At 33.4% G+C, this 13169-nt stretch carries 14 protein-coding genes; all 14 read right to left on the bottom strand.

Going from position 1 to position 13169, the window contains the following annotated elements; translation table 11 throughout:
- Positions 1 to 540: Clp protease N-terminal domain-containing protein (locus tag QZQ55_RS00535; RefSeq protein ID WP_295088562.1), on the bottom strand; the 540-nt coding region annotated here is incomplete at its 3' end.
- 450 nt (positions 541 to 990) lie between these two features.
- Entirely contained in the window at positions 991 to 2373 is a 1383-nt protein-coding gene (locus QZQ55_RS00530; RefSeq protein WP_295088559.1) for a transglutaminase-like domain-containing protein, read from the bottom strand.
- Positions 2374 to 3026: 653 nt separating this feature from the next.
- Positions 3027 to 4406: an SLC13 family permease gene (locus tag QZQ55_RS00525; RefSeq protein ID WP_295088556.1), complete on the bottom strand. Its 1380-nt coding sequence runs from the start codon at positions 4404 to 4406 to the stop codon at positions 3027 to 3029.
- Between the two features lies 1 nt (position 4407).
- The gene (locus QZQ55_RS00520; RefSeq protein ID WP_295088553.1) at positions 4408 to 5385 is read right to left on the bottom strand and encodes an alpha/beta hydrolase; all 978 of its coding nucleotides are present in this window, start codon (positions 5383 to 5385) and stop codon (positions 4408 to 4410) included.
- Between the two features lie 12 nt (positions 5386 to 5397).
- Positions 5398 to 6603, bottom strand: a complete 1206-nt coding sequence (locus QZQ55_RS00515; protein WP_295088551.1) for an MFS transporter — start codon at positions 6601 to 6603, stop codon at positions 5398 to 5400.
- 135 nt (positions 6604 to 6738) lie between these two features.
- On the bottom strand, positions 6739 to 7662 hold the full coding sequence (locus QZQ55_RS00510; protein ID WP_295088548.1) for an AraC family transcriptional regulator: 924 nt from the start codon (positions 7660 to 7662) through the stop codon (positions 6739 to 6741).
- 105 nt (positions 7663 to 7767) lie between these two features.
- Positions 7768 to 7947: a hypothetical protein gene (locus QZQ55_RS00505; protein WP_295088545.1), complete on the bottom strand. Its 180-nt coding sequence runs from the start codon at positions 7945 to 7947 to the stop codon at positions 7768 to 7770.
- A complete protein-coding gene (locus tag QZQ55_RS00500) occupies positions 7922 to 8365 on the bottom strand; it encodes a LysR family transcriptional regulator substrate-binding protein (protein ID WP_295088566.1) in 444 nt (147 codons plus the stop codon). Before QZQ55_RS00500 ends, QZQ55_RS00505 begins: the two co-directional genes overlap by 26 nt.
- Positions 8366 to 8377: 12 nt before the next feature.
- Entirely contained in the window at positions 8378 to 8533 is a 156-nt protein-coding gene (locus tag QZQ55_RS10830; RefSeq protein WP_363128263.1) for a hypothetical protein, read from the bottom strand.
- A 15-nt stretch (positions 8534 to 8548) separates the two neighbouring features.
- Positions 8549 to 8638, bottom strand: a complete 90-nt coding sequence (locus QZQ55_RS00495; protein ID WP_295088542.1) for a LysR family transcriptional regulator — start codon at positions 8636 to 8638, stop codon at positions 8549 to 8551.
- A gap of 72 nt (positions 8639 to 8710) precedes the next feature.
- On the bottom strand, positions 8711 to 9439 hold the full coding sequence (locus tag QZQ55_RS00490) for a GTP pyrophosphokinase family protein (RefSeq protein WP_022424689.1): 729 nt from the start codon (positions 9437 to 9439) through the stop codon (positions 8711 to 8713).
- 94 nt (positions 9440 to 9533) lie between these two features.
- Entirely contained in the window at positions 9534 to 11108 is a 1575-nt protein-coding gene (locus QZQ55_RS00485; RefSeq protein ID WP_295088539.1) for an LPXTG cell wall anchor domain-containing protein, read from the bottom strand.
- Between the two features lie 24 nt (positions 11109 to 11132).
- Positions 11133 to 12731 carry an InlB B-repeat-containing protein gene (locus QZQ55_RS00480; protein ID WP_295088535.1) on the bottom strand — a complete coding sequence of 533 codons (1599 nt, stop codon included), beginning with the start codon at positions 12729 to 12731 and terminating at the stop codon, positions 11133 to 11135.
- A gap of 181 nt (positions 12732 to 12912) precedes the next feature.
- Positions 12913 to 13089, bottom strand: a complete 177-nt coding sequence (locus tag QZQ55_RS00475) for a hypothetical protein (RefSeq protein WP_295088532.1) — start codon at positions 13087 to 13089, stop codon at positions 12913 to 12915.
- Positions 13090 to 13169 lie beyond the last annotated feature (80 nt).

The following is a 13169-nucleotide window of genomic DNA, read 5'->3' as shown; positions in this document are numbered from 1 at the left end:
ATCAATCTTGCCATCTTTCACATCTTTCACAAGATCACGTCCATATTTTTCTAATACTTCATAGTTATTTTCTGGGTTTGGAGTATCCACTTTATGTCCTCCTCTCATTTCCTTAATTACTTTTTCAACTTCTTTTTTATTCAAATTATAACGAGATACAAAGTTTTTAATAAAAGTGTTTTGCGTATTAAATAATGCAAGAATAAGATGTTCTACACTCATATAGTCATCTTTATATTCTGTCTTAATTTTTTCCGCATTCGCAATCCAGCTATTAAGATCATAACTTAAACGAAGCTGATCCTGAGTCACCTGCCCCACACTAGGCTTCTTATTGATCTCCGCATTTATTAGATCCTGTACTTCTGGTATAGAGATATTCAGTTTTGTAAGTACTCTATAGAAAATACCTGAACTATCTTCTAATAATGCATACATGAGATGTTCAACATCTACAATCTGTTGATTAAGCGCCAATGCATTCTGAGCTGCACGTCCAAATGCTTCCTGCATTGCTTCTGTCCATTTTTCACTATTCATCGCAATCACTCCTTTTTAGCACTCTTCTTTCTCTTGTGCTAATGCTAGTATATCACTTTTATTAGCACTGTCAAGAGGCGTGTGCTAATTATTTCATGAAGATTTTGTGAAGGCTACGAGCTATGTAAAATGATAAAAATAAAAGCCTTGCAAGTCTACTTGCAAAGGCGTCTATTTCTGATATTTTATCTAAAGATACGGCAATTCCCCGCCTCAATATAAATATAGACGGTGAGGGCTGAAATCCGATAATGCATTTGATTGAGAAAAAGCGTAGTAAGATATGATATAATACATATAGAAATTTTTAAAATACATGTACAGGCATCCTATAAGCTACGATTTCAAATACAGAGTATTAAGTCGTAGTAGTACACAATAACGGCTTCAAGAGGCATTATTGCTCCCCGAAGCCGTTATTAATCCAATCATTGGTTTTATATTATCTGCTTATTTTTCAATATCTTCCATAGAAATCAGTTCCTGTGATACATCCAGCTGGGAGAAACGAAGACCATGATCCTCGTACTCAAATTCTCCTCTCTGATTATCAATCGGATCGATGCGAAGCCATTTTTTCTCCGGCATGAATTCTTTTTGGATTTCAGAGTTAGCTGGCATACGGAAAATGTCGAGATTACCAAAGTAATAGTTCCAACGTACTTTGTCTCCTTCACGCCATGCACTTCCACCAAAGGAAGGATCTGCAAATACCCATCCATACGGTGCTACATAGAACTGTGCCCAATCATGGCATCCTGTATAATACTTCGTCACATACAAACCTGACTGCCAGCGTGCTGGAATTCCAGACATGCGGCAAAGTGTGATAAACAGTAATGCCTGAACACCACAATCACCTTTCAGATTAATTGCACAGTATTCTGGAATACATTCAATTGTAAAATACTCTCTCATGAAAGAATACATAACTTTTGTTGTCACAAAATCATAGAATCGACGCGCCAAAATAATTGGATTCGTCTCATCACCTGCCAGCTCGTCTCTCAGCTCTCTTAAGTAAGGAGTGAATACAATATGTGGTGTCTGCTCTTCCAGACAGAAATCTGGCTGTTCTTCAGATACCTTGGCAGGATCTAACTCTACATAATTCACATGGTAATCAAATGAATAGTCAACCATAAACTCCTGATTCTCTTTCAGTTCAGTCTCAAAATATACTGTTCTCTGTGGCGCATCAAAAGGTGCTACATATGTAATCTCTGGATTAGATGCATGAATTTCTACATTAGAAACCTGTTCGTATACCTTTGGAATTGGAAGATGTACACAAACCTTGCGTCCTACCTCTTCGAATTCTTTCTTAGCTTTTATTGTTGAACGTATACGAGTGTGTACAGTTCTTCCTCCATGTTCTTTCATATAATGTATATTATCATTAAGTAGATTCTGATTTATATGATTTTGCTTTTCATCCTCTGGATTTTCTGTAATGACACGCTTTGCGTAATCTGGACGAGTCTTAATTAGATTTTCATAGAATCGACGTTGGAAATGTACCTCACCATCAATATAAATCCAATCTGCTGCACTGATTTCTTTCAGATGATCTAACTCTTCTTTTTTGAAATCACGAAGATGACTCGTCATAATCTCCAATGCTTCATCATAAGTAAAAGGATACTCATTACCACCCATAACACCAATGACTTCCTGTTCGATTTCCAGACGTTTTCTAAGCGCCTGTGGAATATCCTTTTCTTCCAGAAAATAACGAATCATTTTCTGGGTTCCAGCATAATCACCATAAATTTTTAATTTCAGAACGTCCTCTGGAAGCGGAACCTTCATAAAAGATAAATCCTGATACATGAATTATACCTCCTCGTATACTAATTGATATTACTGTTCGTGATCAAAACAAATAAAGATTGAATCTAGATCTGCATAAGTAATGTGCTTTATTGATGCAGTTATTCTCAATATATATCCGATAATTTATTCATTATTAGAGTTATTAAAATCAATACCATGCTCGAAACAGAATAATTCTATTGCTTTATAACCCTGTTACCTATTGACAATTGAGTATGATACACATAATGCTTTTGAAAGTTTTGTTTTCGAACCTCTTATATATATTTTGAAACATTCATTTGTAATCTGCTTTTTTCAAAATACAGAAAAATTATAACATGTATGCAATTAACTGTCTGTTTTTTTGAAAATTTATCGTAAGTTCTTATCTGTTCTTTAGTAATCAATATATGTTTCTTTCCATATAGAAAAATAGAAGCTATATTGCTATGACTCACGCTTTTCTCTACACTTCATTATATTAACACTCTCCATTTCTCATCATTTTTTGACAACAAATCTGACACTGCTTTACAATACCAGACAAAATAAGTAATTCACCAGAAAGTCTGTAAAACAATCACTTCTGAGATACACAAAACAAAAATCAACTTCCATTATCAAGAGATATGTACAAAAAAATCCCACTTTCATAAGAAAGTGAGATCTTATATCATAATTGCAAGAGGTAGCCAAACCATACATAAAATAACCATAATCACCTGTAAAAGCCAAGTTGCTTTTGCCATATCTATCATTGAATAATACCCTTTACTGTAAGTAAGAAGAGGTACTGTATCAAGTGGAAATAAATAACAGTTACAGGCACATAATGATGCTGTAATTGTTACTGCAATAGGTGAAACTCCCGAACCAATCGCGATAGTTATAAATATAGGTATAACAAGAGGAACAAGTGCTGTGGCGACAGGTATTATGAGAAGTAGGCCAAAAATAAATACAGCACATATTCCACTTAGTACTACAATTGATGATGTTAAGGGAGGAATGGAATTTGTAATAGACTGGATAATACCATTTTCAAAAAGCATATGACATACAGAAGTTAATGCCCCAACTAGAAAAAATGCATCCCAGCTATTCTCTCTTACAAATGTTTTCGCATCAAGTATGTTAATACCAGGAAGAAATAATAAACTACATCCAATAATTGCAACTACAATAATATTAATATCATGAATCCAGGAAGAAAGAATCCATAACACTAACATACCACCTACAATTATTAAGACTATATATTCACGTACATCCATCTTGTCTGGAATATCTAGATGATAGATAAATTGCTTAATACTCTCTTCACTGACCTGTGATGGGCGATAGATTTTCACAAATATGAACCAAGATATTGGAATCATTATACAGGCTATAGGAACTCCAAACTTCATCCATTCTACAAATGTGATTGTAAGTCCCGTATATTTTTCAAGTTGTGCCATTGCAAGAATATTAATAGAACTTCCAGCAGGGGTCATCATGCCACCAATCATACTCGAGACAGGAATCGCAATCATTAATGCCCTTCCTGTTTTTCTTTTGTCTTCTTCATTTTCATAGATATCTAGAAATTTGATTGCGATTGCCATAAAAATAGCACATGTGGGAATATTAGAAATAACAGAAGACATTAGTGCGCAGGCAATCATTAATGCAAGAACAACATTTTCAATATTCTTACCAAATAGTTTTAATAATTTTCTAAGTATTCTCTGTGCAACAGGAATGACTGTTAAAGCTGCAGCTATCCCAAATGATGCGACTACAAAGAAAATGACAGGTTCACTAAAGCCAATAAAGGATGTTTTTAATTGATCTGTAACCTTCAATACTGGCATCAATGCACAAATAAGTAAACTTATGATAATAATAGGTAAAGCTTCAGTAATCAATAAACATAGGAATGCTAGAAGTATTCCTAATGTTCTATTAGGGATAACTCCTAGGCCTATATGATCAGGAAGAAGCACTGCAGTGCTCAGTATAAGTAGCGCTCCTATGAGTCCTATACTATTTTTATTGAGTTTCATTTTAAATATGCTTATTCAAGAACTCTAAGACAATGTTTAGTACAGTATCATTATCAAATCCTAAACAGCCATGGTTCGCATTATTAAGCTTATAGAATTCTACTTCTTTACCCATTTCCTTCATATAGTTATAAAGCTGGCAACTTTGATTGAATGGTACAAGCATATCTCTGCTTCCATGAATAACCAATGTAGGTGGTGTTGGGATATCCTTTGAAAGATAATTCATTGGAATAGTCTTTGCAGCTAATTCTAGATTTTCTAAGACATTCTTCTGTCCTATTTCAAATCCTTCTGGACTTTCTGGATCATAATGGTTCTGCGAACTTTCATAATAATTCATTAAAGAGAATACTGTAGGGCCATAAACATCTACAATACAATTCACTTCTGCAGAATATTCTGCATATAAATCTGTGTCTGGTTCTCTATCTCCAGTAAATCCAGCCATTAAAGCTGTATGACCTCCTGAAGAATCACCTGCAACTGCCATATGATCCACATCAATATGATACTCATCCGCATTCTTTTTTAAGAAACGAATAGCTGTTTTCGCATCCTGCGTCTGTGCAGGAAATGGTGATACTTCTGATGGACGATGTTGGATAATAGCGACCACATAGCCTTTTTCGGCTAAACGAATATGACGTGAGATATTGTTCCATAACCACTGTTCATGGAATGCTGAACCTTGAATATATGCCACACATGGCCATTTTCTAGGTTTTGCCATTTCTTCATCAGATGCTCCAAAATGAACTCTTGGTTCAAGAATAATCAGCTTTAAATCTCTACCATCACGTGATGCATAGTGTACATCTGTATGAATATCTACATAATAGCCCCAGTCATCAGGTAATTCATCAATAACATGACATCCTTCTGGTACCTCATCTGTATGAGGAAAATCTTTAGGAACAGTTGTAGGAATAGGATCCAACAATGTTCTTTCATCCATAATCTTTTTATAATCAAACATATTTACCACCTCTTACGCAATTACTTTCTTTTTATTAGTTGCATTGTATGCAAGTAGAATGAATAATACAGCTACAACAACGACTGCACCATAGATAAATGCCTGATGTGAACTAATACCACCAAACATAGCACTTGCACCTGCTAGAACATAACCAAATATAAATGAGCCTAAAGAGTTACCCACAAAACCAAATGATGTTGCAAGGGCTGAGTTTGTTTCATCAGTGCCATCATTCACAAAGAAGTTAATAAATGGCATCCACCAGCAGAAACCTACCTTTAAGATTGTAACACCAATATACCACATTACTGTTGTATGAGTCATACCCACAATAGCTAGGCCGATTACATTTAATACTAATGATAAAGGACCAACCTTCATACCAATCTTATTTTTCACAAAGCCAAAGAATAAACCACCGATTAATGAAGCAATGCCACCCCAGCTTGCAATAGATGCGGCTTGTACTGTAGTAATAACACCTGTTTCTACTGATGCAAGTGATAAGCAGTTATCAATTGCACAATAACCTAAGCAGTATAATAACTGTAATGCGAAACCAACATAAGCAATCTTAGGAAGTTTTGCGTTTTCTTTCTTTTCTACATGAGATTCTGTATTTTCTACTTTACCTACTTCATTCACAAATGAAGGAATACCAAATAATACTAATAAGAAGATTGCAAGTGCATATAAGTAAGCACAATACGCAAAATGCCAATTGTAAACCATGATAGCTGCCATTGTATAAGAGAAGATACTTGCTCCTAGTCCTACACAAGAAGACTGTAATCCCATCATCATATTAGCTGTTTTTCCTTCAAAGAAATCCACAATTAAAGATGCAGATAATGGCTGAATTAAGCCTACACCTAAGCTTGCAATAACTCGAATTCCAATCTTTAAACCTAAAGTTGGCGCAAACATTGGGAAGAAACCACCAATAAAGCACATCATAATACCAATAAGACATAAATTCTTTTTACCTACTTTAGATGCCATAGCACCACCAATGATATTCGCAATCATTCCACCAATAACTGGGAAAGTAACAAACATCTGTAAATACCAAGTAGGTGCATCTGGGAATTCTTTAGCTAAGTCTCCTAGTAGACATCCTCCTACTGATACACTCGCTAGTAGCAGCGATAATGATAATACTGCCACCTGGAAGACTTTTAGTCTTCCACCTTTTAAATCTGTTTTTTGATTCATTTTTTTATCCCTCTTTTCTTTTTTTATTACAGTTATATTGTATATTGTTAATTTCTCGCTTATTATCCGTTTTGTAACCTCTTTCTTCCGATTTGTGACATGCGCTTACATTTTTTAAACAAAAAAAATACCAGATCATTGATCTGATATCTCTTGATATTTGTTTTTTCTATATTCTAGTGGTGTCATATTGTACTTCTTCTTAAATGAAGCATAAAAGCTCTTTTCATCCGCAAATCCATTGTCATAGGCTATATCTGCAATACGCTTATCTGTTGTATATAGTTCATTAGAAGCTTTCATAAGTCTGAATTCATTAATATATTGCTTAAAACTCACATCTGCATAACGTTTAAATAGCCTACTAAAATATTCTCTAGAATAACCAAACTCCGTTGCAATAGACTGTACAGTCAGTTCTTCTTGATAATGTTCTTCTACATACTGCAAGACAAGACTCATCTTATCATGATTATATTTAGAGCTTTGTGTTTCATTGCGTTCTTTACATACAAAGCAATTAAAGATTAATCCTAAAATATGAAATAAAACCTCATTTAACGCAAAATAATCTTTGGAATCTTGTTCTAGAATGCTATAGAGTTTTTCACAATTATCTATTAATTCCTTTCGGTCCTCATCTGTAGAATCAGGACTCATAAAACATATTTTAGTCTGTCTTAGTTTAGGATACAATTTTTCAATATAAGTTCCTTTAAATGTAAGCGACATGACATCCTGATTTCTTATTTCTTTTTTAGGTTCAACATTATGAATGGCACCACTACTTATAAGAATACATTCTCCAGGATGGATAACAGTTTTTTCTGTATCGACAATAAATCTTATTTCCTGATTCCTGCTGTAAATAAGTTCCGGACCATGATGCCAATGCAATGGTACATCCTGTACTGGCCATTCGGAATGAATCTGAATGAAGCATGGATATTCATCTGGCCAGGATAAAGGCTGATATAAATCACTATAGATAAACTGAGCACTATTATTATCATTAAACTCAACATTCTTCTTCACCACCAGCTCTATATCTTTTTTCAAAATATCACCTCTTTTGACTCTGATTCACATAATCCAATTAAACCATAGGTATGATTTTATCACAAGAATTTTATGTTTTATGAAAAAAAGACACTCATAAAAGTGTCAAATACCACAACATATTCCCTTCAACCTAGAAATAATGTCATCATTTACTGTGTTTTCTCTATATACGAGCGTTAATGTCCATGGAATAGCATAAATAAGTTCTATCTTCTTAAGATCTTCAAATAATTCTTCTTTCAAGTGAATATCCGCATCAATACCTATTCCAATTATTTTCAAAGCAGAATCGATATATCAATGGGTTTTCCATAGTACTGATTATAATATTAGGTGTAAATCCAAAATCTCCACAACGTTGAATAAGATTATGATAAGTTGAGTATTTCTGACTCATAGTTATTAATGGTTGATTCTGCAAATCCTTAATACTTAGTACTTCTCTATCATAATATGGATGACCAGGATATATAATCGCATTCATCTTACCTGTATAAATAGAAATAGATGAGAATTCTTTAAAAGAACAAGCACCAACCATAACCCCTACATCAAGTGTATTATCACAGAGTCTCTCTATCACTTCATTATTTTCTAATTCATCCCATTGTATCTGTAACCCAGGAAAATGATCTGTCAAATGAGAAATCTGTTCTAAAGGTAGTATGTTAAGCGAACCACAGGCAAATCCTATATGGATTGTACGCTGACGTTAGTTGAATTGTTGCAGCTTTTGTTTTAAGTCCTCTAGCTGATATAAGAGTTCCTGACTCTGAGCATAGAAATAATGACCACTTTCAGTAGGAATAGTACCGTTAGCAGTACGTTCAAACAGCTGAGTCTTAAGTTCATTTTCTAGTTTAACAATAATACGGCTTAATCCCTATGGTGTAATAAATATCTGTTGTGCTGCTTTATTAATGCTTCCTTCTTCATAAACAAGACGAAAACAGCGAATATCTCTCGTATCCATACCAACACTCCTTTACTTGATATTTATAGTATACCTTTACAAAGTATTCTGCACAATCTCCTCTATAAGAATCTATTTAGATTCTCCTTTATTCATCATTGAACGTATCTTCTGCATACGTTCATCTAGTTTAGCACTTTCTACTGAACAGTCATAAAGTTCCTGTGCAATAAGCTTTGCTTCATCTTCAGGAATATTCTTCTTATAACGCAGTTTATGTTCTAGACTTGCCCAGAAATCCATCGCAATAGTACGAAGCTGTACTTCTACATAAACATACTTCTTTGTCTTCTGCAAGAAGATTGGTACCTGCACAATTAAGTGTAAACTACGGTAACCACTAGGTTTAGGATTTTTAATATAATCCTTCATCTCAATCAAAGTAATATCATCCTGTCTTAAGAAGCTATCTGCAAGTTCATAAATATCTTCAGGAAATGAACAAACAACTCTGACTCCTGCAATATCTCTTATATTTTCTTCTAATGATTCCATAGTCATTGGAATATTCTTGCGTCTTACTTTTCTCGCAATACTATCATATGATTTAATACGTGATTTGATGCTTTCAATAGGGTTGCCATCATATTCTAAAGAATATTCCTGATCTAATACTCTGAATTTTGTTTCTATTTCCATTACTGCACAACGATAATAAGACATCAATAAATCGAATGGTTTCTTATTCTTATCCAATAAATCTAAAAATTCATCAGAGAGGATACTTTGTTTCATGAATTCTTCTCTTTTTTGTTCAATGATTTTAAATCCACTTCTTTTTATATCTTCTAAATTCCTCATATATTCATCCTTCTTTCAATCTATTTCATTATAATGTATTTTTATGAAAGAAGTCAAAAAAAGGCAGTTCAGTGACTGAACCGCCTCATCATATTTACTCTGTATACTTTTTCTTATATAACGCAACTAATCCAAACAATGAGAGAACGAATACTGATAGTCCTAAAAAGACATTTGTGTTGTCTCCAGTCTTAGGAGTATCCTTTACTATAATATCAGTTTTCTTATAGCCACAAATAGTACACTCTTCATGTTTAGAACCTTTTTCTGTTGTAGTCGCTTCTTTGTCAATAAACCACTTAAAGCTATGTGTATGAGTTGATTCAGGAATCATATTAATTGGAGTAAATACAAAGAAGTCATATCTTAGACCATTCTCATATTCTGCATCAGTCTTATACGTATAAGTTACTTCTTTACCATTAATAATCAGCTTAGTATGTGGACCAAATACCCATCCTTCACTACCTGCGTTGTGAGTTGGCTGGACAAAGAGATTATAATGATAAGTCTTATTCTTATCAAAAGTAGTTATAATTTTATCATTTCCATGATGTTCATCATCATTAAACCATTTGTCAGAACGAGTCCATTCACCATCTGTTCTCCATTCTTCAAAGACAAGCATATATTTCGCATTTTCTGGAGTTGTGCCAGTAAATACCGGCTTATCTCCATCCTTGAAGTTTAATGTTGCATTATTGATTTCAATTGTACCAATTTCTTTTAATGTTGCTGGGTGAATTGTCTCAATAGAAGGTATGAATAATCCATTGATAGTTTTAATGACTGTAGACTGTTTTTTGTTGTTTATATATACATCACATTGATCACTAAATTTATAGCCATCCTTTTCACGTAGTTCAATAGAATACATATAAGTTTTACCATCTTCAAACTTAGTGATTCTCTTCATCGATGGAATATATTTACTTTCATCTGAATACCAGAATGCGATAGGTTCACCATTTTCCATTTCTTCCCAGCACTCATATGCAATCTCATATTCATTTTCATCTTGAGATAATTTTGCAGTTGCATGAGGTGTACTTCCCACCTCATAGTTATATAAGCTATTAATATTTACTTGAGTAATTGCTGGAGAAGTATTTTTTTCTACAATTAAATCGTAAGTATTTTTGTAGATCTGATACTCATAAACATCCAGAAGTTTATTAAAAGTGCCTGTTGCATCTTGATGTTCATCAAAATACTGTTGTGCTTCTTCTTCTGTTTCAAAAGTAATAACATCTCCAATTTTAGGAGTAAATGTATAAAAATGCCCACTATCAAAGTGATCAAAACTCATTTTACCATCATTGTTCTCATGTTTTACAGTTCCCTGTGATTTATATGGTGTCTCAATATCAGACCATATATTTGAAAGTGTACTTTTTACTGCTTCATCACTTAAACCACCTTTAAGAAAATTCCCACTGGTTTTAGTAACTTGTTTTGTTTCAACTACAGTGCCATCTAGGTCCTTTATAGATACATTCGCATTCACATCAATCTTTGTATAATATTGATGATGATAATTTGATGTATATTTTACTCCTGACGGAAGATTAATATCTTGTGCAAATACAGTACAAGGCACTAATAATAGCACAATACATAATGTAAGAAAGACCGGCAACAGCTTCATTTTACAAAATTTTGTTTTCATATTGTCAGCCCCCTTTCTTAGGCTCTACATTTCTTTTTTCTTCTTTAAACTCATACATACAAAAGCACTGATTAATAATGTACCAATTACTAATACAAGATTTGTGTTATCTCCAGTTTTAGGAGTATCCTTTACTATTTTATCAGTTTTCTTATTTTTAGTTGATGTATTAGCGGAATTATTACCATTTGGAGTAATAACAGTATTCTTGTCTTGGGCAGCTGTATTATTCTTAGTAGCGATAATTCCATACTGGCTTAAGTGAGTTGTAATGAAGGTAATATAACCATCCTCTATAACTGCAGGAATTGCTTCTTTAATCTCATCATCTAAAATATAAACAACTTCATACTTATCATAACCTTTTAAATCTTCTGGCAATGCAAGTCTGACTTTCATCTTTGTATGGGCAATCTTTACAACAGTATCACCATTCAATACATTAATATCAGCTATAAACTTAATGTTCTTATTTGTTAAGTCTTTCTTTACTTCTACTTTCTTAATATCTAGTTTGTAGTTCTTATTAATACCTTCTTCAAATTCAATAGTTCCCTGAATGTCTCCAGTACTTTCTAGTTTTTTAACTGTTTCTATTGGTTCTGGTGTAGAATCAGGATTCTTAGTCCAAGATGCATAGAGAGTAATATTTTTATATCTTGAATAACCATCACTTTCTTCAATTAAAGTATCTTTATCAAATTCTTTATTTGACTCTTCATCGTTATCCCAGGATCTCCAGTAGATATATTTTAGATTTTTTCCACTACCATCTTTTTTAGTATTCCAGCCATTAAAAGTATAACCATCTCTCACTGGTGTATATGGTAATAGTGACATAGATGTTCCTGAATTAGCTCCACCTACATAATTACATATATGAGATTCCTTACCTTCAATCATGCCACCATTCCCGTTTAGTGTTACTGTAATATATTTATTATCAAATGTATCACTTTTATAAGTTGCAGTAATTCTTACAGCAGAATTTTTTATAAAAGCGGATGCATCTACTGAATTCACAAATTCTCCATTTAAATCCCAGCCTACAAAAGTATAACCTTTTCTTACTGGTGTATACTGAGTTAAATCAATGGTCTTGAATTCTTCTTTTTTACTCTGTAATAAAACTTCTGCTTTACCATTAAGAGTTCCGCCAAAAGCATCTAAAGTTACATAATAGTTTCCAGATTCATTTAATGATTTATCTTGGAATTTTGCATTTAAAATTAAACCCTTAGAATAACTGATTTCTTCACCACTAGAAGTATAAAAATTACCTTCTTGTGTAAAATCAGAGATATTTAATTCATCACCAGCTTTTTCTCCTTCCATTGTTTCCCAATGAGAGAATTCATTTTCTCCATTGAATGGTGTAATACCTTTTGTAAGCTCAGATACTTTAATTGTTGTTTCTCCCTCTGCAACGTTAAATTTAACTATTTTACCATATTCACCTTCAAAGTTTGGATTCCAACCATCGGGATCAGAATGTAATACGAGTGAATATTGTCCATTATTTGTGATTGTTGTAGCACTTGCACTGATCATATCTGATATTCCAATCATAATCGCAATGAGTATCATACATGCAATTCTTAATGTCTTTGTAAGTTTATTCATAACATTTCCTCCATTTCCTTAGCCTGATTATGAAGCTCTTAAAAATTCTTTTTGGCGAATACTTCGCCATAACTGTTTCATTTTCAATATAATCTGAGATTTGTCTGGTGATAGCGTTAATCGCACGCTGTGAACCAGCTTGTGATAAGGCTGCATTTGCATGTTCCATTGTGACAAATAGTTATGTTCCTTTTACCTGTTCACTTACAGAAACAGAAAAGATGCCTTTATTTCCATGGAATACGACTGTTGACGAGTCCGTTTTTTTATAGGGTACACCATCATGCTCTAGTATTTCATAGATGGCTATGATCACATATTGTCTCGCATACGGAAGCATTCTTTGGGCTGTATTCATGACTTTCCTCCTTCCATGCATCTATTGATACAAATGCTAGTGTTATTGTAGGAGGTAAATAGGTGTAAGTATATAAGGGA

This window comes from uncultured Catenibacterium sp. (assembly GCF_900540665.1).
Classification (GTDB): domain Bacteria; phylum Bacillota_I; class Bacilli_A; order Erysipelotrichales; family Coprobacillaceae; genus Catenibacterium.
Note: the sequence above shows the minus strand (reverse complement) of the source record. Positions and strands in the feature narration are given on the sequence as shown.

Bases quoted from the DNA above. Each gene is read 5' to 3' on its own strand.
- QZQ55_RS00475 (WP_295088532.1), bottom strand. From the start codon at position 13,089: ATGAATACAGCCCAAAGAATGCTTCCGTATGCGAGACAATATGTGATC.
- QZQ55_RS00490 (WP_022424689.1), bottom strand. From the start codon at position 9,439: ATGAGGAATTTAGAAGATATAAAAAGAAGTGGATTTAAAATCATTGAA.
- QZQ55_RS00515 (WP_295088551.1), bottom strand. From the start codon at position 6,603: ATGAATCAAAAAACAGATTTAAAAGGTGGAAGACTAAAAGTCTTCCAG.
- QZQ55_RS00495 (WP_295088542.1), bottom strand. From the start codon at position 8,638: ATGGATACGAGAGATATTCGCTGTTTTCGTCTTGTTTATGAAGAAGGA.
- QZQ55_RS00520 (WP_295088553.1), bottom strand. From the start codon at position 5,385: ATGTTTGATTATAAAAAGATTATGGATGAAAGAACATTGTTGGATCCT.
- QZQ55_RS00485 (WP_295088539.1), bottom strand. From the start codon at position 11,108: ATGAAAACAAAATTTTGTAAAATGAAGCTGTTGCCGGTCTTTCTTACA.
- QZQ55_RS00480 (WP_295088535.1), bottom strand. From the start codon at position 12,731: ATGAATAAACTTACAAAGACATTAAGAATTGCATGTATGATACTCATT.
- QZQ55_RS00530 (WP_295088559.1), bottom strand. From the start codon at position 2,373: ATGTATCAGGATTTATCTTTTATGAAGGTTCCGCTTCCAGAGGACGTT.
- QZQ55_RS00525 (WP_295088556.1), bottom strand. From the start codon at position 4,406: ATGAAACTCAATAAAAATAGTATAGGACTCATAGGAGCGCTACTTATA.